This window comes from Arthrobacter sp. Rue61a, from assembly GCF_000294695.2.
In the GTDB taxonomy this organism is placed as follows: Bacteria; Actinomycetota; Actinomycetes; order Actinomycetales; family Micrococcaceae; genus Arthrobacter; species Arthrobacter aurescens_A.
On sequence record NC_018531.1, the window covers coordinates 862,256 to 882,370 of the forward strand.

General features: G+C 59.8%; 21 protein-coding genes. 11 read left to right on the forward strand and 10 right to left on the reverse strand.

All coding sequences use genetic code 11. The annotated features are described in order from the left end of the window. Window positions 1–59 precede the first annotated feature (59 nt). The 3 genes from ARUE_RS04110 to ARUE_RS04120 are packed head-to-tail and all read left to right on the forward strand — an operon-like array spanning window position 60 to window position 2,950. The gene (locus ARUE_RS04110; protein WP_011773603.1) at window positions 60–947 is read left to right on the forward strand and encodes a transketolase; all 888 of its coding nucleotides are present in this window, start codon (window positions 60–62) and stop codon (window positions 945–947) included. Then, window positions 944–1,885, forward strand: a complete 942-nt coding sequence (locus ARUE_RS04115; RefSeq protein ID WP_014920821.1) for a transketolase family protein — start codon at window positions 944–946, stop codon at window positions 1,883–1,885. The genes ARUE_RS04110 and ARUE_RS04115 overlap by 4 nt, the downstream gene beginning before the upstream one ends. Before the next feature lie 12 nt (window positions 1,886–1,897). Then, window positions 1,898–2,950, forward strand: coding sequence for a 1-phosphofructokinase family hexose kinase (locus ARUE_RS04120; protein ID WP_286140255.1), 1,053 nt, complete (start codon window positions 1,898–1,900; stop codon window positions 2,948–2,950). An 87-nt stretch (window positions 2,951–3,037) separates the two neighbouring features. Here the strand turns inward: ARUE_RS04120 and ARUE_RS04125 are convergent, their stop codons facing one another. From ARUE_RS04125 to ARUE_RS04155, 7 genes are all read right to left on the reverse strand, one after another. Next, entirely contained in the window at window positions 3,038–4,114 is a 1,077-nt protein-coding gene (locus ARUE_RS04125; protein WP_014920823.1) for an SDR family oxidoreductase, read from the reverse strand. 125 nt (window positions 4,115–4,239) lie between these two features. Continuing rightward, a complete protein-coding gene (locus ARUE_RS04130; protein ID WP_014920824.1) occupies window positions 4,240–5,205 on the reverse strand; it encodes an NAD-dependent epimerase/dehydratase family protein in 966 nt (321 codons plus the stop codon). Between the two features lie 41 nt (window positions 5,206–5,246). Beyond that, window positions 5,247–5,585 (reverse strand): Dabb family protein, encoded by a 339-nt coding sequence (locus tag ARUE_RS04135; RefSeq protein ID WP_011773608.1) that lies wholly within the window; start codon window positions 5,583–5,585, stop codon window positions 5,247–5,249. 15 nt (window positions 5,586–5,600) lie between these two features. Beyond that, window positions 5,601–6,050 carry a cupin domain-containing protein gene (locus ARUE_RS04140; RefSeq protein WP_187329919.1) on the reverse strand — a complete coding sequence of 150 codons (450 nt, stop codon included), beginning with the start codon at window positions 6,048–6,050 and terminating at the stop codon, window positions 5,601–5,603. A 32-nt stretch (window positions 6,051–6,082) separates the two neighbouring features. Next, window positions 6,083–6,877 (reverse strand): SDR family NAD(P)-dependent oxidoreductase, encoded by a 795-nt coding sequence (locus ARUE_RS04145; protein WP_011773610.1) that lies wholly within the window; start codon window positions 6,875–6,877, stop codon window positions 6,083–6,085. A 273-nt stretch (window positions 6,878–7,150) separates the two neighbouring features. Continuing rightward, complete coding sequence (locus ARUE_RS04150; protein ID WP_011773611.1) at window positions 7,151–8,038, reverse strand: NAD-dependent epimerase/dehydratase family protein; 888 nt, start codon at window positions 8,036–8,038, stop codon at window positions 7,151–7,153. A gap of 125 nt (window positions 8,039–8,163) precedes the next feature. Further along, window positions 8,164–9,129 (reverse strand): LysR family transcriptional regulator, encoded by a 966-nt coding sequence (locus tag ARUE_RS04155; RefSeq protein ID WP_286140256.1) that lies wholly within the window; start codon window positions 9,127–9,129, stop codon window positions 8,164–8,166. A gap of 176 nt (window positions 9,130–9,305) precedes the next feature. On the opposite strand from ARUE_RS04155, the gene ARUE_RS04160 reads away from it, so the two are divergent. From ARUE_RS04160 to ARUE_RS04185, 6 genes are all read left to right on the forward strand, one after another. Further along, entirely contained in the window at window positions 9,306–10,313 is a 1,008-nt protein-coding gene (locus tag ARUE_RS04160; RefSeq protein ID WP_011773613.1) for an amidohydrolase family protein, read from the forward strand. Beyond that, window positions 10,310–10,714, forward strand: a complete 405-nt coding sequence (locus ARUE_RS04165; RefSeq protein WP_014920827.1) for a NifU family protein — start codon at window positions 10,310–10,312, stop codon at window positions 10,712–10,714. The genes ARUE_RS04160 and ARUE_RS04165 overlap by 4 nt, the downstream gene beginning before the upstream one ends. A gap of 1 nt (window position 10,715) precedes the next feature. Continuing rightward, window positions 10,716–11,486 carry an SDR family oxidoreductase gene (locus ARUE_RS04170; protein WP_011773615.1) on the forward strand — a complete coding sequence of 257 codons (771 nt, stop codon included), beginning with the start codon at window positions 10,716–10,718 and terminating at the stop codon, window positions 11,484–11,486. A gap of 225 nt (window positions 11,487–11,711) precedes the next feature. Continuing rightward, window positions 11,712–12,746, forward strand: a complete 1,035-nt coding sequence (locus ARUE_RS04175) for a substrate-binding domain-containing protein (protein WP_014920828.1) — start codon at window positions 11,712–11,714, stop codon at window positions 12,744–12,746. Between the two features lie 61 nt (window positions 12,747–12,807). Next, on the forward strand, window positions 12,808–14,337 hold the full coding sequence (locus tag ARUE_RS04180) for a sugar ABC transporter ATP-binding protein (protein WP_011773617.1): 1,530 nt from the start codon (window positions 12,808–12,810) through the stop codon (window positions 14,335–14,337). A 35-nt stretch (window positions 14,338–14,372) separates the two neighbouring features. After that, window positions 14,373–15,407, forward strand: a complete 1,035-nt coding sequence (locus ARUE_RS04185) for an ABC transporter permease (RefSeq protein ID WP_014920829.1) — start codon at window positions 14,373–14,375, stop codon at window positions 15,405–15,407. Between the two features lie 143 nt (window positions 15,408–15,550). On the opposite strand, the gene budC is transcribed toward ARUE_RS04185, so the two are convergent. Beyond that, window positions 15,551–16,336, reverse strand: coding sequence for a meso-2,3-butanediol dehydrogenase (gene budC / locus ARUE_RS04190; RefSeq protein WP_011773619.1), 786 nt, complete (start codon window positions 16,334–16,336; stop codon window positions 15,551–15,553). A gap of 142 nt (window positions 16,337–16,478) precedes the next feature. On the opposite strand from budC, the gene ARUE_RS04195 reads away from it, so the two are divergent. Further along, window positions 16,479–17,273, forward strand: a complete 795-nt coding sequence (locus tag ARUE_RS04195) for an SDR family NAD(P)-dependent oxidoreductase (RefSeq protein ID WP_011773620.1) — start codon at window positions 16,479–16,481, stop codon at window positions 17,271–17,273. Here the strand turns inward: ARUE_RS04195 and ARUE_RS04200 are convergent. Then, window positions 17,270–18,163, reverse strand: a complete 894-nt coding sequence (locus ARUE_RS04200; RefSeq protein ID WP_286140257.1) for an LLM class oxidoreductase — start codon at window positions 18,161–18,163, stop codon at window positions 17,270–17,272. The two genes, ARUE_RS04195 and ARUE_RS04200, sit on opposite strands and share 4 nt — an antisense overlap. 85 nt (window positions 18,164–18,248) lie before the next feature. After that, the gene (locus ARUE_RS04205) at window positions 18,249–19,487 is read right to left on the reverse strand and encodes an MFS transporter (RefSeq protein ID WP_014920831.1); all 1,239 of its coding nucleotides are present in this window, start codon (window positions 19,485–19,487) and stop codon (window positions 18,249–18,251) included. A 147-nt stretch (window positions 19,488–19,634) separates the two neighbouring features. Between ARUE_RS04205 and ARUE_RS04210 the strand changes: the two genes are divergently transcribed. Next, the gene (locus ARUE_RS04210) at window positions 19,635–20,093 is read left to right on the forward strand and encodes a MarR family winged helix-turn-helix transcriptional regulator (protein ID WP_011773623.1); all 459 of its coding nucleotides are present in this window, start codon (window positions 19,635–19,637) and stop codon (window positions 20,091–20,093) included. The last annotated feature ends 22 nt before the right edge of the window (window positions 20,094–20,115 follow it).

Genomic DNA, 20,115 nt, shown 5'->3' on the forward strand with positions numbered 1-20,115 from the left:
AGACAAGATGTCCACTTAGCGGTAAATTGAATTCATACTTCGTTGAAAGAGGTTTATCCATGAACACGAAAACTGAGGTCCTCACGGACCTTGAATTGAGCGGCATCATCCAGGAAGCCCGGTGGCGGGTCATAGACACCGTTGCATCCAGCCGAGCCGGCCACATCGGTGGACCCTTGTCCGCCATGGACGTGCTTGTCTCCCTCTACTTCAGGCATCTGCGAATAGATCCACACAACCCCCAAGACCCGGACCGGGACCGATTCATCCTGTCGAAAGGCCACTGCGCCATCGGCCTCTACACCGTGCTTGCCCTGCGCGGGTACTTTCCGGTGGACGAGCTGGCCAGCTTTGATCACGGAAACTCCAGGCTTCAAGGCCACCCGGACATGCTCTTGACCCCCGGAGTGGATGCGTCCACCGGATCATTGGGCCAAGGTCTCTCCAGCGGTGCGGGTATGGCTCTCGGAGCTAAAAAGCTGGGAAAGGACTTCCATACCTGGGTCATGCTGGGCGACGGCGAGATCGAAGAAGGCATGGTGTGGGAGACGGTCCTCTCCGCGCCAAGGTTCGGGCTGGACAATCTCACCGCGATCGTGGACGTCAACGGACTCCAGCAATATGGCTGGCCAGCTGGTCCGGGGGACCGGTTCGACCGCAGCGAACCCGTGGGGCACGTGGACCTGGAGGCCGTGTTCACCGGCTTTGGATGGAACACGATCAGCATCAATGGGCACGACCTGAAAGAGATTTCCGACGCCCTCACTTTTGCGCAGTCGTTCCGCGGAGTCTCTGGCAAACCGACAGCGATAATTTCGAACACCACCAAAGGGTTCGGCGTCTCATTTACCCAAGGAACCTACAAGTGGCACAACGGTATAGCCACTGAAGAACAACTGCGGATCGCCCGCGAAGAACTCGGTCAGAACATGGAGGCAGCCAAGTGAGCACCAAAGCGCAGCGTCAGGTTTGGGGTGAGACATTATCTGAACTCTCGGATCTGGATGAGCGCATCCTCGTGTTGGATGGCGATCTTGCGACGTCAACCAGGGCAGATATCCTGGCTGAGTCCCACCCCGACAGGTTCATTCAAGTAGGTATTGCCGAGCAGAACATTGTTGGCATGGCTTTCGGCCTGAGCACCCTGGGATACCGACCTTGGTTGTCCTCGTTCGGCGTCTTTTTCACCCACCGGGCCCTTGACCAAGTGAGAATGCTGGTTTCACAAACCAAGGCCCCGGTCCGTATTGCTGCGGCCTACTCCGGCTTGTTGAACGGTTCCAGCGGCAAAACACACCAAGACATCGAAGACTTTGCCATTATGCGAGCCATGCCCAACATGACCGTCATCGCTCCCGCAGACGCAGTGGAAGCTCGCGCAGCGATCAAGTGGGCAGCGGAGCACGACGGACCCGTTTACATTCGCTTCGCGCGGGACGCCGTTCAGGCCGTCTTTGAAGAAGACTACGTCTTTACCCCGCAGAAGCCTGTGGTCCTGCGGGACGGCTCCGATCTCACTGTTGTTTCTACGGGGGTGCAAACCTCAAGGGTCGCGGAAGCCTTGGATTCCCTTGAGCTGGAAGGCATTCGGGCGAAGCACGTCCACGTCCCGATGTTGAAGCCCCTGGATGAGCAAGAGTTGCTGCATGAACTCCGCGGAGCACAGCTGATTGTCACGGTGGAAGAGCACAGCGTGCTGGGTGGACTGGGCGGACTCGTTTGCGAGCTTACTGCCGGCTCACAAGAACCCGCGCACGTGTCCCGGATCGGACTCGCGGATAGGTGGTCCGAGTCTGCACCCAACGATTTCCTTTTGGATAAGTACGGGTTGTCTCCGGCCAAGGTGGCCCAGCAGATCAAGGCCAGCCTGAACACGCGGAAGTGAATGAAGGCCACCATGTCCAAGCCACTCCAGACCCTGAGCCCCCGTGGCACAGTGAATCAAGCCACGCCGGCATCTGTGTCGCGTATCGTCACCCTCACTCCCGCCCCGGCGATAGACAGGGTTTACTTCCTTGACCGAATGGTCGAGGGCCACGTCAACAGAGCCACCAGGGTGGAAACGTACCTCGCAGGCAAGGGCATCAATGTTGCTCGCGCCCTCAGCCTCGCCGGGAATGTTGCCACTGCCGTGGTACCCATCAACGCCGAGGACCTCGAACTGGCCGAGGGGAGCGAAAGCGTTCGCAAGAAGGTCTTCAAAACCGTGGAGGTCACTGCACCCACACGGGTGAACGCCATTATTGTGGACACAGACGGTGCCACCACGAACTTCAATGAGAGTGCGGCACCGCTGTCCACCGCAAAGTGGCAGCAACTCTGCGCGGCAACGCTTCATGAAGTCGAACGGGTCAAGGCGGATTGGCTCGTCCTCGGAGGATCGCTCCCGGCGGACATCTCCACCGGCCGCGAAGTCGATCCCGGGAATCTGTTCAGGGCGGCACGACGGGCTGGTGCCTCAACCTGCCTGGACACCTCAGGCGACGCTCTCAAGGCCTGGGCATCCCCAGCAAATCCGGTGGACCTCGTGAAACCAAACAAAGAGGAACTCGCTGATATCACCGGTACCCAGTTGAGGACCATGCGGGATGTTGTCTACGCCGCAAACCTGCTCCGGAAAAGGGGAGTTCGGACAGTCTTGGCCAGCTTGGGCAGTGACGGACTCGTTGAGGTGAACGAGCACGAGGTTCTCTGGGCACGGGGACCCTCCGCCAAAGTCCTCAACACCACCGGGGCGGGTGACGCTGCCTTGGCTGGATATCTCAGCGCGCTGCCTCACGCCTCAGCTGCCCCCTACACACGTGAGGTGGTTCGTGAGGCACTTGCCCGAGCGGTTGCCTGGGGTGCGCTCGCCGTCCAGGAACCCACCACCATCCTCCCAAGAGTCGTTTTCTTTCCAGAGGGCATCTCCGTTTCCGCACCTGACCCCGACTACCTGCTCTCCCGGTAAGCCCGCTGTGACTTGCCGGCCACAAACCGCCAGGGCCCGAGCCTCGCAACCACGGGCCCTGGCTTCCCTTTTGCCAATGAATAGCGGCTAGGGGATGTAGCGGTTGCTGCGCAGGAAGCCCAAGTGGTTCAGGAGGCTCTGGTGGGTGTCTATGCAGTCGTGGAAGCCGGCCTGCCGGATCTTGATGGTGCTTTGAACCATGTCAAAGTCGGACGCCAGCCAGCCCTCGACAAATTGCCACGAGGCAATGGTCTCCCAAGAGCTTGGAAGGAGTCCGTGCGAGCTGACCATGGTTTGCCAGAGGTCATCCTTATCGCCCATGTGCTCAACCAGCGGCAGCGGCTGGGGCTCCGCCGTCGGCATATCGAAGAAGCCCGCCAGGTCCGCCCAAAGCTGGCTCCAACGGAAATTATCGCCGTTGGTGACATTAAAGATCTCTGCATGTGCGCTGTCAGCGGTCAGCGCCCACGAAATGGCGCGTGCCAGCAGCGCCGAGTCTGTGGCTTGATGCAGGGCGTTCCACGTTCCCGGGAGGCCAGGGAATCGTAACGGCACGCCCTGTTCCTTGCTGACTGCGGCGAAAACGGCCAATCCGTTAACGATGTTCATGGGAGATCCCCCGCTGAAGCCGAACACTCCATCGGGGCGCAGGACTGTCCAGGAGAAATGCCGGTCGATAGCGCGCTGTTTCAGGGCGTCTTCCTGGTTGTTGTAGAAAATGGGTCCGAGGAAGCGCGGATCCGATTCCTTCGCGGGTGTCTTGTAGTGGCCGAGGTGTTCGCCATAGGACTTTCCGCCTCCCACCATGACCACTCTCGTGAGGATGGCACCCAGGGACTGTAGGGCATCCAGTGTGTTCACCAGCATGGCGGTGTTCGGTGCCACGGCTGTCCGCATCGGCATGTCCAGGTAGGCGGCGTAGACCACGTGCGTGACTGCCGTCAGGGATGCGAAACGCTCCTTCACTGACTCCGGATCGAGGAGGTCTACGCTTACGTGCCGGACGTTGCTCCGTTCTTTCAATTCCGCCAAGGGTCCACGCCTGGCAACTGTCACCACATCCCACCCTGCGTCCGCGAGGTGCAAAGCCGCGGCCCGCCCTATGACTCCGTGCGCTCCAACCACCATGACCTGGCCTTGGCTCACGTTCCGAACTTCTTCCATCACATTCCATTCCACACTGCTGTTTTCATCTGAAATGGTTTGGGCCGGGCCATAGGCCCGGCCCAAACCGTTATGGACGCGTCGTGCGCGCGTTGTTGCTGTAGCGTTCGACGGCGGCCCCGCCCTTAGTGCGAGTCGACGCCTTCCAGCGCATCGTCGATCGCCACGGCCTGGACGTGATCGTGCGGGTCTCCCTTGTAAGCCCAGATCCGCTTGTATGAGCCGGATCCGAGATCGTCCAGGAGGTCAGGTCCTACGGGATTCCAACCCAGCTCCGTGCGAGCCTTCGCCGAGTCAACGCGGCTGTTGCTGGAAATTGCCACGTCCACCCAGCGCTGGCCCAATGCCTGGTACGCGACCTCGGGCGTGCACGATTCGGCGGCCTGGAGCCCAACCAGCCGGGCGATGGTTTCGGCTATGTCTCCCATGCGGGCTTCACCGGCCGCCAGGTTGTAGGCGCTGCCGGCCGGAGCCTTGTCCAAGGCCAGGAAGTAGGCTTCAGCCAGGTCAGCGATGTACACATTGGACCAACGGTTGTCACCCCGGCCTACGTAGAGGCTGCGTCCGGATGTGATGGCCTGGCGGATGAGCAATGGCAACTGTTCGCTGGCGCCATCGCCAAAGATCATGGAGGGACGCAGGACTACGGTGTGAATGCCTCTGCTGGCGGCGCCGATCACGGCAAGGTCCGTGGCATACCGCGTGGCAACAATCTCAGCAGGGGAATGCTGGACCTCTTCGGTGTAGATTGTCGGGTTCAGCTCGCCCTGTGCCAGGTCCGTGTAGATACCCGTTCCGCTGGTGCGGATGAATTTCTTGTTGGTTCCCTCCAACGCCGAGAGGAACACCTGGGTGGATTCAGCATGATCGGCCGTTGCCGTATCGACAACTGCATCTGCAGCCAAAGCTGCTTCCCGGAGGACCGCAGTATCGTCGAGCCCTCCGAGTACAGGAGCGATCCCGCGGGCACGCAGCGCCTTTGCGCCGCTTTCGCTCCGGACGAGGCCGCTGACCGTGTGGCCCGCTTGGAGCAGCCGTTGGGAAACGGCCTGTCCGATGTATCCAGTGGCTCCAGTGACGAAGATATGCATGGGGTTCCTTAGTGTTTGCGTAGTTTCTCTGGTGGGACTTTTCAGGCCAGTTGGCTTAGCTGCTCATCCTGCTGGCCCGAGGCCAGGATGCTGGGACGGTCGTCGTCCAGGAGGAGGCGTCGAATGCGTGAGCAGACGCTTTCGGCCAGGACTCCGATCGGGGCGTGATCGGGGTGTTCGAGGTACCGTTGGTAGTCCTCTTCCGAAGCGAAGACAGACACGTAACCGGTGACGTTGACATCGTCGAATGCGCGGATGACCCGTACGTCTTCCAGTTCCGGGATCTTTCCTGGAAGGCTTCGCAGAGCGTCCTCAAAGGAGGTCCGTGCTTCACTCGTGATGTCCTCGGGAAAGGTGAAGCTGACGAGTTGGTAGAACATCGTGTTTCCTGCGCCCTATCTCTGTTGTTGTTTCAGTTGTTCGGTATTGGATTTGTGTTCAACGGTGACGAAGACCAGCTGGGACTGGCCGATGTTCTCCAGATCGTGAAGTAGGTATTCGCCGGGTCCGAACTGAAAATGACGGGTATCACCCACTGCGTAGTCCACTTCCCTGGTGGTTCCATCGTCTTCGTGCTGCCTGCTGTGTCCGGCGCTGACAGCGGTCCAAAAGTAGTCCAGGACGTGGCGGTGGGCGGGGAGCCGGTGACCGGGATCCAGCCTGATCTCCCACACCCTCACGTCCTTCGTTTCGGAGACTATGCGCTGTCCCACCGTGTAGTTGTAGGCGTTGTCATGAAAGTCCTTGAGGGTTTCGGCGGACCAGCCATTGAAATTCCGGGCTACGACGATCCCTGCCCGCCGGCTTCCCTGCGGAAGGGTGGCTTGGTTTTCCTGGGTTGTCACGAAGTGTCCTCTCGATATGGGGCGAGGGAGGATCACACGAACGTCGTGACGCCTCCGTTGACGGTGTATTCGGCCCCGGTGATAAAGCCTGCGGCCGGTGAGGCGAGGAAGAGGATCACCGGTGCGACGTCGTCGGCTGTCCCCAGTCTCCCTACCGGGAGTCCTGAATCTTCCACGAAGGCCTGGATTGCTTCTTCCCGTGGCACATCGAATTTGCGGGCTTGGGAGTCAAGGAAACCTCCGGGCCGATCCCACATTGGTGTGTAGATATGCGCCGGAGCTACAACGTTGGACCGGATTCCTTTTGGCCCGAATTCCCGCGACAGGAGCTTGGACAAGGACAAAATTGCTGCCTTTGAAACGCTGTAATCCGGAGCGTCCACCAACGGGGTTCGTCCTGCTTCCGATCCAACGTGGATGATGGATCCGGAACCGGCTTCAAGCATGTGGGGAAGAACCTCCCGGCTCATCCTCACGTAGCCCATGAAGTTGAGCTCCATAGTGGATTCCCACATTTCATCGGTGGCATCCAGGAAGCCCTTCCGGACGGCTACAGCCCCGGCGTTGTTGACCAGGACGTCGATCCCGCCAAAGCGTTGCAAGGCCTGCCGCACTGCGGTCCCAGGGGTGCCGGGAAGGGATAGGTCCGCGGAGATATGGAGGAAATGGTCGGCATTCGTGCTGGTTGTGCTTGCCATGTCCGCAGGTTCGCGGCTGACTCCAACAACGTTCGCTCCTTCCTTGAGGAAATGTTCGGCGGCCGCGAGCCCGATTCCTTGGCTCGCACCTGTAATGAGGACAGTTTTGCCACTGAATGTTCTGTTCATGGGTCCAATTGCCTTCCTCTGTTCGTGCAAATCAGATGTTCGCAGAGGACACCGAGCCTAGCTGCCAAGTGGCGGCGGGTCTCGGGTTCGAGGGTCAGGGATCGGCTGTGAGTTCTTGCGTTAGTGGGAGTTGGAGAATCCTGAAGCCCTCGAATGGGGCTTGTCTCAATGGTTCCACGAAGGCGGGCGGGGCGTCCAAGACCAGAATGCAATGCCGGACCAAAGCGCTGCTTATGGCTTTGGTTCGCCGCTTTTGGGCGGCTGGCCTGGATTTCAGGACCACATCAGGGCGTATGATCCCTCGCGGAGTTCGTCCTGCAGGCCGGGACCTTTGGGCTGCCATCCAAGCTCGATTCTGGCCTTGGTTGCATCGACACGGCAGTTGCCGGCCAGGACGCCGTCGACGAATTTCACGCCGTACGCCTCGTAGGCAGCGTCCATGGTGCATGACTGTGCGTCCGGGTACCCCAGAATTGCGGCGATGTCCTGGGCAATGTCAGCGAGGGAAGATTCGCCGGCAGCAATGTTGTACAAACTCCCTGAGGGCGCCTTCTCTATAGCCAAGGCAAATGACTCCGCGAGATCCGCAAGGTACACGTGTGATTGCCTGTTGGCGCCAAGACCAACGTAGAGGCTTCGCCCTGCGGTGATGGCGCGCTTGATCAGCCCACCGATCACCGGCCCGCTGGCCTCTCCGTAGGGAATGGAAGGACGTAAGACGGTGGTGTGAATGCCTCTTTCGGAAGCCTGCTGGACCTGGGCATCCGTTTCGAGAATTTCAGCCAGTCCGCGAATGGGAGATACGGCCTTTCCCTCTTTGTGGACAATCCTGCTTAGTGAACCGAGCGAGGCGTCCACGTACACCCTGGCGGTGCTGTTTCGGATGTATCGTTTGCCGGTCCCCTCCAACGTGGCAAGGAATAGTTTGGCAGCTGGCAAGTGACCGGAGACGTCCACCACCGCATCAACCAGCTGGGTGACGTTCCGGATAGTTTCTCCGTCTTCAAGCGTGGCCAGAATCGGAGTTATGCCCCTGGACTCCAAGACTTTCGTCCCTGTCACGGTGTCGGTTAGCCCGAATGTTTCGTGGCCCGCCGCTTTGAGCCGCAACGCAATGGCCAGTCCGACGTATCCGGTTGAGCCGGTGACGAGTACAGACATTCTTGTTCCTTTCGGCTGAACGTCTACCAGACGCTTCGGATCCCGCACTGTACGCCCGCCAACATCGTTTCATGGTAAATGCCGGGCCTCTAATAGAACTCCGTTTTGGCCGCCATGAGCTTTTGTTATGGCTGATCGTGGCTTTGCCTGCGGCGATGGCTTTCGGGAGGCTCAAGAACGGCGGGAAGTTTCTGTAGAAGTTCCACGTATCTTTTGGCCGTGGGTGAGAGCTTGGTGCGGCTGTACACAGCCAGATCGCGGGTCAACGCCGGAAAAGGCTCCACAGCGACACCAGGACCGTCCATTGGCAGGGCATTTGCCGGGAGCAGGGCAACCCCGGCCCCTGCACCGGCCAGTTTCACAGCGCTGTCTATTTGACCTGTGTGGAACACGAAGTCCGGAGTCACATTGGCGGATTGCATGTATTCACGGATGAACTCGCCCAGTCCATGGTTGCCCTCGAAAGTGATCCACGAATGCGCATGGAGTGCGCTCACTGGAAGGACTCCCCGCGACTGCGGCGCACCCTTGGGCACCTCGCCTTCGTAGGGCTGGACTTTCTTCAGGATAGGGTCATCCGGAGCCAGGTACAGCACGAAAATTTCATGTCCGAGATCGATGACGGGTCCACCCCACTGCTTGGGAGTGGGCCCTACGGCGAGATCGCCGGCACCGGATGCCACGGACTCTTCCAGCGTTCTCCTGTGGGCGTATTCCAACAGTGTGACCGGGATTTTGGGATTGTCCGTGTGCCAACGGAGCAGGGACGGGGGAAGGATTCCGGCGGCGATGGAAAGTACGGTGGCGATCACCAGTTCCCCCGCTTCTCCGCTGAGGACCTCGCGGGCGGCCTTCCGCGCATCTTCGGCTGCCTTCAACGCGATCCGGGCGTGCTCGGCATAAGCCCGCCCGGCGGGGGTCAGGCGCACAGTTCCCGTAGTTCGCTCTATGAGCTCCCCACCTGCTGCACGCTCAAGCGCACGGATCTGTTGACTGAGTCCCGGCTGGGAAACGCGAAGGATTTCAGCGGCGCGCGTGAAGGATCCCTCCTCGGCCACTACCAGTAGATACTCCATCTGCCTCAAAGTCACGCTATAAGCATAGGTTATGTGAGCGGCTGGAAATAGCTCTTGGACTTTCCTGTGCGCCACGCCACAAGCTGGAGGCGTCAGATCATGCAAAGCGGCTTGGCGTCCGCAGTTCAACCGCCCGAGTGCCGAGTGCCGCCATTGCTGCAAGCTCTGCATCAATCCTTGGAGGAAAAACGATGAAAAACGGTATGTTCGTCTTCGACTGCGTGGTTCACACGCAGGACTTCACCGATCGGCAGGTACGGCCCGGCGGGGACGGCCGGCAGGTCCGGGCCCACCGCACCAACCAGGGACAGTTCAACAGGCTCATGGCAACCAAGGGCCCCGCCGACAAGCCGGACTTCTATGATCCAGTGGACGTTGACTGGGCCAACAAGACGCTTTTTGAAGAGTCCGACACCGATATTGCAATGGTGTGCACCGTGCCGCTTTTCGGGCAGTGGCAGAACTCTTTGGGCCCGGCAGAATTGAACTATCAGCTGGCTGCTTCGAACCCTTCCCGGTTCTACTTCACCGGCGGGGTTGATCCAGTGTGGCAGGGCCTGGACTTCGCGTTGGAAGAGATGGAGCGGCAGGTCAAGGAATGGGGAGCGGTCAGCTTCAAGTTCTACCAATACCACGACGAGAACCACCATTGGCGGGCAGACGACAAGGAGATCGCCTACCCGCTGTGGGAAAAAGCCATTGAGCTCGGAATCAAGATGGTTCAGTTTCACAAGGGATACCCCTTGGGCATGCAGCCAGTGGAAGCGTTCCGTCCCAACGATATCCAAATGGCAGCCTATGATTTCCCGGAATTGAACTTCGGCATCCACCACCTCGGCGATCCTTACGTTGATGAACTGGTTAGCATCGCGTCCCGCTTCCCCAACATCTACCTGATGCTTCCGCTGTGGCATAACCAGTACTACCTCCAGCCCTATCCCATGCTGCACCGCCTCGGCCAGACTCTGCTGTTCGTCGGAGCGGACAAGCTCTGCTACGGATCAGAGGGGTTCTTGTGGCCTCACATGCAGACGTACATCGACACGTGGGCCAACCTTGAGATGCCTGAGGAACTCCAGGACAAATATGGCTACCCGGAGCTGACCCCTGAGATCAAAGAGCAGGTCTTTGGCCTGAACTTCGCCCGGGGACTTGGGATCGATCTTGAGGTCAAGAAGAAGGAACTGGGGTTGCTGTGACGACCACCCAGAACGCGGGCCCTTTGGAAGAGGACCTTCAAGAGGCACTGTCCTATATTCGGCCCCTGCTTAAGGGCCACTCCGGCGACCTGACAATCGCAGCTGTTGACGACGGTGTGGTCACCGTTGACTTCCACAATGCCTGCCACTCATGCCCTGCTATTTCGGTGACGTTCGCCGGCCTCGTCCGGTCCCGCCTGATGCAGGTGGACGGCGTCAAAGATGTCAGGTCTTCGCAGGTCCATGCATCACGGCGGGCCTTGGACCGCATCGCAGCCACGCTGGGAGGCCCTGCGCACTACAGGCCTGCCCAGTCCACCTCCAGACCGTCGCTTCCGCTGCTACCCAAGCAGCCCTCTGCCTGCCAACCGTTGGCAATCGCCGACGCAGGAGGACGTTGAGATGAGCAAACTCTCGTTCAGGCTCGACGACGGCGTGGCGATGGTGACCGGTGGGGCGTCCGGCATAGGTAGTGCCATAGCCATAGCGTTAGCCGAAATGGGCAGTCATGTGGCATTGGTTGACCTGCCTTCCAGTGATGCTTCGGCAACTCTAAAAGCAATCGAAGCAGAGGGAAGAAGTGCTGAGTTTATTGCGGCCGACGTGACCAGCGCTGAGCAGATGGAGGCTGCCGTGCGACGGGCAGAGGGCTCATTGGGGCCCCTGACTACAGCAGTGAATTCCGCGGGAATAGCCCATGCGGTTCCAGCGGAGGATATGACTGCTGAGCAGTTCGAGCGCGTCTTTCGAGTGAATGTCACCGGGGTCTTCCTTAGCTGCCAGGCGCAAGCGCGGGCTATGCGGGAGAACGGAGGGGGTGCAATCGTCAATTTGGCTTCCATCTCCGGAATTGTTTCCCATCGAGAGATGCTGCAGTCGCACTACAACAGTTCCAAAGCCGCTGTTGCGCACCTGTCGAAATCGCTGGCTACCGAATGGGCGCAGTACGGCATACGCGTCAACTCCATCTCTCCCGGTTTTACGCGAACGCCTATGAACGATCGCGCCGAAGTGGCGAGCATTCTGGATGAGGCCGTAACCCGCAACACACCGCTGGGGCGCCCCGCGGATCCGTTCGAAATGGCAGGGCCAGCACTGTTTCTCCTGTCTCCTGCCGCCAGCTTTTGCACGGGCGCGGACCTCGTGGTGGATGGAGGGTTCACCGCTTGGTGAGCCTCTCTAGCCCCGGGGTCGATAACCCAGGGTTATCAGGTCCGAAGAAACTTTGACTTGGACTTATCGTGACGGTCCTCACAGACTGGAAATAACTTCGCAGGTTCCCGGCATAGTCGCCGGCACCGCGGTAAACCCCGCTACCAACCCACACTGCGAAGAGCCACACTCCCCAACCCTCATCACCGTTCGAGATTTTCTTACAGAGAGGTAAGGCCCATCGTGATGAACGAATCAAGCCGCGCAACCCAAACAGAACCAGTCCACCTTGGACAGCAGAGGAAGCCGCGTTCCCGCCGCCCCCTGGGCGTCGCCTTGGCAATGCTTGCCACAGCCGCTTTGGCTCTGACTGGTTGCAGCGCGGACAACGCCGCCAATGCAGGCGGGACGGGCAAGAAGACAATCGGTGTTTCGATGCCTGAATTTCATTCCCTCTTTTATGTCGCAGCTGTTGACGGCATGAAGAAGGCCGCTGCTGACGAGGGCTACGAGCTCGTGGTCCTCAATGCGAATGGCAATTCGTCGCAGCAGGTCAACCAGGTGCAGAACCTGGTGACACAGCAAGTCGGGGCAGTCATCTTTGCCATGCAGGATGCAACAGCCGGCGCAGCGGGAGTGGCGGAGGCGAAGGGCGCCAATATCCCCGTCATTGCCATCGACCAGCGCCCTCAAGGCGATGTGACCACGTTCATTGGCAGCGACAGCGTTAAGGCGTCCACCGAGTTGTGTGACTACCTGGCCAAGCAGATGGGCGGCAAGGGTAACCTCGCCATCATTAAGGGTGTTCTCGGGTCTTCTACGGAAATTGAGCGTTCCAAGGGATGCGGAAGCATTTTGGAGAAGAACCCGGACATCAAGGTGGTCTCCACTACCAACGCTGACTGGGACGAGAACAAGGCCTATAACGTGGCGCAGGACGTGCTGACTGCCAACCCGGAGCTGCAGGCAATCTTCGCGCAAAACGATGGAATGGCCCTCGGTGCTGCCAAGGCCGCAGCCCAAGCCGGCCGCTCCAACCTCAAGATCGTCAGCGTGGACGGTTTCCCACAGGTTTACGACGCCATCGAGTCCGGACAGGTTTTGGCCACGATGTCGCAGGAACCGTATCAAATGGGCGAGCTTGCCGTCCGCACTGCCATCAAAGCCATGAGCGGCGAGGCCGGGTCCATTCAGAAGGAACAGTTGCAGCCCACCGTCCTGGTCACTAAGGAAAACCTCGAAGAGGCCCGTTCCGCCGGATACTACGGCCCCGCGAAATAGCAGAAGTCCGGCCTGCCCGGAGCTCGGGCAGGCCGGACTCCACCAAACTAAGAAGGAAATCATGTCAATCCTGAGCACGGGACCGGCCCCTCTCAACGGAGGATCGCTGACCGAGGAGCCCAACGCCCTCAAGGGCATTGGCCTCACCAAACAGTACGGCGGCAACACTGTGCTGCATGGAGTGGACATCACCCTGAGAGCAGGCACGGTTCTTGGATTCATCGGGGAAAATGGCGCAGGTAAATCCACCCTGAGCTCCATACTGGCAGGCATCAAGTCTCCAGATGCCGGAGAGATGTTCCTGAATGGGCTTCCCTACGCCCCTACAGGCCCGGCTTCTGCGCTAAACAGCGGGGTGGCCATTATTCACCAGGAAATCAAGATGGTCCCGCGGCTAAGCGTTGCCGAAAACATGTTTCTGGGGCGGTGGCCGAAAAAACGGGGCCGCGTGGACACGACTTCCATGGCTGAGCAAGCCGAGGCAGCCTTGGCCGTTTTGGGAGCCAAGATCAACCCGCGTCGGGCAGTTGCCGGACTCTCCATGGCGGCGCAGCAGGAAATAGAGATCGCAAAAGCCATCCTGCGGGATCCGTCCTACGTGATCTTCGACGAACCATCAGCTTCTTTGGGACAGGAGGAAACGGAGAAGGTCCTCGATCAAATCCGGGTACTTCGTGACCGGGGTGCGGGCGTCATTTACATCAGCCATCGCCTGGATGAAATTTCGGCTATTGCTGACGAAATTCTTTGCCTCCGTGATGGGCACAGAGCTATGGCATGGGAGACGGGCGAAGTCAGCAAGGACCAGATGATCCGCGCCATGGTGGGCCGCGAGTTCGTTTACGCGCACGAAGCTCCGAAGCCGGCTGAGCCGGATGTCGTGTTGGAGGTCAAGAACCTGGCTCGTCAGGGAGTCTTCAGCGATATCTCTTTCTCTGTGCGCAAGGGGGAGATCCTTGGGCTGTCCGGCCTTGTAGGAGCAGGCCGCACCGAAGTTGTCAGGACCCTTGCCGGTGCCGATCGTGCCGACGCGGGCACCATCGCGGTGGACGGCAAGCCCGTGAAGATCAGCAACGTTGCCAGTGCCATTCGACAAGGCATTTTCATGGTTCCTGAGGACCGCAAAGGCCAAGGACTGAACTTGGGCAGGAGCGGAGGAGAGAACATGGTCCTGCCGTGGGAAAAAACGCTGACCCCCAGCGGATTCGTCTCCAACAGGACAGTGAAGCGCGTCGAGCGAGAGCAGGCCCAGGAGTTGGATATCCGAGGGAACCTGGACATTCCTGTCCTTTTTCTCTCTGGAGGAAACCAGCAGAAAGTCCTGTTGGCGAAGTGGCTGGTCCGGAAACCAAAGGTCCTCATCCTCGACGAGCCCACGCGTGGAGTGGATGTTGGTGCAAAAGCCGCCATCTATGAAATTGTCCGCAAGCTGGCCGCTTCCGGGGTGGCCATCATTGTTGTCTCTTCCGAACTCGAAGAGGTTCTCGGCCTCTCGCACCGTGTACTCGTCATGGCGGGAGGGCAGCAGCGCGGAATCCTCAACCGCGAGGAAGCCCTCCCGGACCGGGTCATGGAACTCTCAGTGCCCTAGCGCACCCACAACCTTCACAAAAGAAAGATAAGACTGTGCCCTCTACAAACACCGTCGGCCCCAAAGTCGAGCCAGGAGCCCGGGCGAATCTCGCCTCAGGTATTGGCCAGGAGTCAGTGCAAACGAGAATCAAACAGCTCGCCAAAAATATTCCGGGGCCAGTGGTAGGGCTTGTGGTCATCTGCATTGCAATGTCACTGCTCTCGCCCTACTTCCTGACGCCTAACAACCTCATCAACGTCCTTAGCCAGGTTTCGTACATTGGGATGATGGCAGTAGGCGCTGCCTTGGTCATCATCCTCGGTGGTATTGACCTTTCCGTGGGCTCCACCATGGCATTGTCGTTCATGGCCACCGCGTTCCTTTACAAGGAAATTGGCTTGCCGTTTTGGCTCGCCATGGTTTGCGGGCTCCTTTTGGGGGCTTTCATTGGCCTGGTGAACGGACTCTTGGTGACGTTCGGGCACGTCCAGCCATTTATCGCCACGCTGGCAACCATGTTCGCCGGGGCTGGGCTTGCTTTGTACATCACCAACGGAAACCCTGTTATCGGCTTCCCTGATTGGTTCCTCGGCCTGTCGCGGACTCGCATGCTCGGAATACCACTGCAGGTGTACCTGATGCTGCTGGTCTTTGTCCTCGCAGCGCTTTGGTTGCGGTATAGGCCCTCCGGAAGGCAGCTGTATGCCATTGGTGGCAATGAAGAGGTTGCCCGCCTTTCGGGCATCAGCGTGAGGCTTGCCCAAGCGCGCGTCTATGTCATTGCCGGCTTCCTGGCCGCCTTGGCGGGACTGGCGGTGGGAGCCCGGCTGGATTCAGCGCAGCCAACCGCGGGCAGTGCTTCAGATCTCCTGAGCGTGATCGCGGCGGTAGTCATCGGCGGGGCCAGCCTGTCGGGCGGTGTTGGTTCGATGTTCAGTACGTTCATAGGGCTGCTCATCATCGGAGTACTCAATAACGGGCTCACGCTCCTGAACGTGTCCCCGAATCTCCAGCCTGTGGTGATTGGAGTGGTCATTGTGCTGGCGGTGATCAGCGACCGCGGCAATCTCCCTCTCAAACGGACCTGATGCACCCACTTAACCGGCGAAGCTCCCTGCGCGAATTGTGCAGGGAGCTTTCGTTCGCTCACCCAACGGGCTGGGAGGCCTGCTTCCGGGCCGCCCGGAACCGTCCCGGAGAAACCAGGCGATTCCGGGGGCCGGCAACGCTTCTAAAGGTCGTTGGGATTGGGCTGGCCGTTCCAGGCCGTCACACCACCATCCGCCGCAAGGATGTGTCCGTTGATATACGAGGCATCGGACGAGGCCAGGAAGGTAAAGGCCGGTGCTATTTCCTCGGGTGCCGCTATGCGGCCCAAGGGGATGGAGCGTCCGAAAGCCTCCTTCAACCCCGCGGTGGAGTCGAGGTTCTTCTGCAGCAGGGGCGTGAGGACCGGTCCGGGGGCCACAGCATTGCAGCGCACACCCCGTTGGGCGTAGTCCACCGCAACGCTGCGCGTGAAGTTGATGACGGCACCCTTCGAGGCGTCGTAGGCGGCGTAGTTGTAATCCGCGCCGATGCCCGAGACGCTTGCCGTATTGACGATGTTGCCTTGGGACTGGATCAGGTGGGGAAGCGCCGCCCGTGTTGCGTAGAACAAACCGTCAACGTTGACCTTCATGACGGACCGCCACAGCTCGTTCGATGTAGTTGCTGCGGGGCCGGTCGGAGCGATTCCCGCGTTGTTAACCAAGACATCCAGCGCCCCTAGTTCTTCCACGCTTTCATTGATGATTGCCTCGATGGCATCGGGATCACCCACGTCGGCGACCTTGAGCGTTATCTGGCCGGACAACACGGAGTTCCGGTCACGGAACCGTGCCATCGAATCTTCGCTAAGGTCCACTCCGATGACGTTTGCTCCTTCGAGGAGGAACCTCTTGAAGACGGCGGCGCCCAACCCGGACCCCGCCCCGGTCACCATGACTGTTTTTCCCAAGAATCGATTCTGATCCATGTCCTACTCCATCTTTCATCGAGCCAAGCGCCGCAAAGTCAAGAAACCGCCGGGCATAATTATCGCAATGCAGACAGTTTGTCCGTAGCATAGAAAATAGAGTACTTTACTCGTCAGTCGTTTCGAAGGGATTTCGTTCACCATGAAGATTGATCTCAGCGGTAAGACAGCATTGGTTACTGGCTCTTCCCAAGGCATAGGCTTGGCCATTGCCAAGGAGCTGACAAAGTCGGGAGCAACAGTGGTGCTCAGTGGTCGCAGCCAGGATTCACTGGACAGTGCGGCTGCCGACATTTCCGCACTCGCTGATGTGCGCAAGCCCAGGACCGTCGCGGCGGACCTCGGCACCAAGCGGGGGGTTGCGGAACTCGTCAGCGAGGCAGGGCAGGTGGACATCCTGGTCAACAATCTCGGTATCTACGAGTCGAAGGATGCCTTGGACATTACGGACGAGGACTGGCAGGAGTACCTCGACGTCAACCTGCTCTCCGCTGTTCGACTGACGCGGGCCCTCCTGCCAGCCATGCTTCAGCAAAATTGGGGAAGGGTTCTTTACCTTGCCAGTGATGCGGCCATTGCCGTCCCCCACGACATGCTGCACTATGGCGTTTCCAAGACCGCCTTGGTAGCTGCGGCCAGGGGCTACGCCAAGGTTGCCGCAGGCTCTGGCGTCACGGTCAACTCTGTAATTGCCGGGCCAACCAGGACCGATGGTGCAGTCCGCTTCATCCGGGAGAAGTTCGGCCCGGATATGCCGTGGGAGGAGGCGGAGGGCAAATTCATGTCTACGGAGCGTTCTGCCTCCCTGATCAGGCGGCTTATCGACCCGCTGGAGATTGCCAACATGGTGGTCTACCTCAGTTCGCCCCAGGCCTCTGCCACCACGGGAGGCGCCTTGAGGGTCGACGGCGGATATGTCGACTCGATCTTCCCTTAGGAGAAGGCTGGAAGGACATGTTTCGCCACTTCTTCCAGGGCGTCTTCAATGGGGCGCGTGCTGGGCCGGAAGTTCAATGCCACATGGCCAACGCCGGACTCTTCCAGCTCTCCGAGGTAGCGGACAAGGGAATTGCGCCCTAAGCGGGCGCCGAAGCGGATCGGCTCGGGCGGCGCCCCGGGATCCTCGGCCAGGTCGACGAGCATGGTTGTCAACAAGGGCTTGCCCTGCCCGTCCGGGACTGCATGGTTCCATCGGTTCACAACTGGTTTCATGAGCCCCCCGGGCCGGTGGTAGGTCATGTAGCCATCCATGGTGGAGGCGATCCAGTCAGTGGTTTGTTGGGCGCGTCCCACTGCCACCAGCGGGATTGGGTTCTGGGCCGGCGGCGGCAGAACCTTCACGGTATCTTCGGGATCCGAACTGTCCCGCCACACCGTCCGGATGGTGTCCACTGACGAACGGAACCGCTCCCCGCGGGACTCGAAATCGGCGTCGAACGCTGGATATTCGATGGGCCGGTCGCCCGAAGCAACCCCGAGTATAAGGCGGCCTCCAGACAACTGATCGATGGAGGCAGCCATCTTGGCCACGTGCAGTGGATGCCGCAGCGGCAGGACCACTGCGGCCGTTCCCAACAGAATCGAATCTGTTACCCCGGCCAGATACCCGAGATAGGGGAACGGATCAAACACCTGGCCGGCGTCACCAAAAGCCGGAACCCAAAGGGGGACGTCGCGAAGCCAGAGGGCCCTGAAGCCCAACTGATCCGCCAGTTCGGCCCGGCGTCGATGGTGGGTCAGGTCCGGAATGCCGAACTGAGTGGAGGACTTTGCCCGGCCTTGCCGGGCAAAGTCGTTGTCCAAGGGAAACTCGACGCCGATACTCAAGCCGCTCCGACTGAGGGTCGCCAAGGCAGGTGATGGAGAGGTTAACGGGGCTGTTGCCAAGGTCATGACCGTCTTTCGTTCGGGGCTAGAGCGGAGATCCTGCGAGGGACTGCTTCTCGGATGTTGGCTGCACCATGGACTGCTCATCGCCGGACTGCGTCATTCGCTGAGCGGCGCGACGGGCGGCCGTTGCAGCGAACACCATGACGATGAGGCCAAGAAGTGTGATGGCAGCACCTGCCCAAATGGGGGATGTGTAGCCCAGGCCTGCCGTAATGGTGACGCCGCCTAGCCAGGCTCCCAGGGCGTTGCCCACGTTGAATGCGCCGATGTTGGCCCCGGACGCTAAGGTGGGGGCGCTCTTTGCGTACGTCATGACGCGCATCTGCAGCCCGGGGACGGTGGCAAAGCCGAAGCCGCCCATGAGTACCAACGACATGATTGCGAGGGGCTGGTTGTCCGCGGTCAAAGCGAACACCACCAGAACTACCAGCAGCACCGACAGGACAACCAGCAAGGCCCGGTCGACGTTGCGGTCAGCGGCCTTTCCTCCAAGGGCGTTACCCACGAAGAGTCCAACGCCGAAGAGGATCAGCAGCCAAGGTACGGTTGCGGCTGGGAAGTGCGAGATCTCGGTCAGCGTGAAGGCAATGTAAGTAAAGGCTCCGAACATTCCGCCGTATCCCAGGATGGTGACGGCGATGGACAGCCAAACCTGGCCCGACTTGAACGCGCTGAGTTCGCCGCGAAGACCTGAGGATGGAGTGGAATCGATGTTTGTGGTGCGCGGCACCAGGGTCAGGATTCCAATCAGGGCAAGAATGCCGATGACGCTGATGGCCCAGAAAGTGGAGCGCCAGCCCGCTGCTTGTCCCAGCATGGTGCCGAATGGCACTCCCAGGACGTTGGCAGCGGTCAGGCCGGTGAACATGATGGCAATGGCAGCGGCCTTCTTGGTGCGGTCCACCATGCCCGCCGCTACCACCGATCCGATACCAAAGAAGGCTCCGTGCGCGAGGGCTGCAATGATCCGTCCAGCCATCATGGTCCAGTAGTCCGGGGCCAGTGCCGACAGGACGTTTCCTATGACGAAGACTCCGAGGAGTAAGGCAAGGGCCGCCTTCCGGTCCATGCGTGACATTGCCAGGGTTAGCAGCAATGCCCCAACCACCACGGCCAGGGCGTATCCAGATATCAACCAGCCCGCGGTCGCCTCGCTCACGGCGAAATCTGATGCGACCTCGGGTAGAAGTCCCATGATGACGAACTCTGTAAGCCCGATGCCAAAGCCTCCCAAGGCCAAGGCTATTAGCCCAATGGGCATAAGAATCTCCTAAAAATACTATACGGAAGAGGATAGTGCGCGTAAGCTGTTAGTTGCAGACGCTGGCTAATATCCTTGCACAAGAAGATACAGCGCGCAAGCAACTACTTTGCCGTCGCATGGACGGCGCGAACGAAAGGTTGTCCCGTGAGCATCGAAGATGACGCCCTGGAAGTACGGGCCCGAGGTTGGCGAACCCTGGCCGCTTTGCACGGCCTCATTGAGGGTGAACTCGAGCAGGCACTCCAGGCAGAGGCAGGCTTGTCCGTGGTCGAATATACGGTTCTCGACGCACTTGCCAGGCAGGATGGCTGGCATATGAGAATGCAGCAATTGGCGCGGGCAACTGCGCTCTCGCCCAGCGCAACGACGCGCCTCGTGAATCGGCTGGAGGGCCGAGGGCTACTTCAGCGGATTCTGTGCTCAGACGACAGACGCGGTATCTACACCGAGCTCACAAGCGAGGGGAGCGAGCTGCTCATTTCAGCCCGCCCCGCTCACGACATCGCGCTTGAACAGGCGTTGGCAACGGCCGAGGAAACCGCAGAACTCGCTTCGCTCGTGCGGGCACTGCCTCAGCTGTCCACGGCTGTCCAAATCCGGTAAGGCAAAACCACAGTTGGGTGCC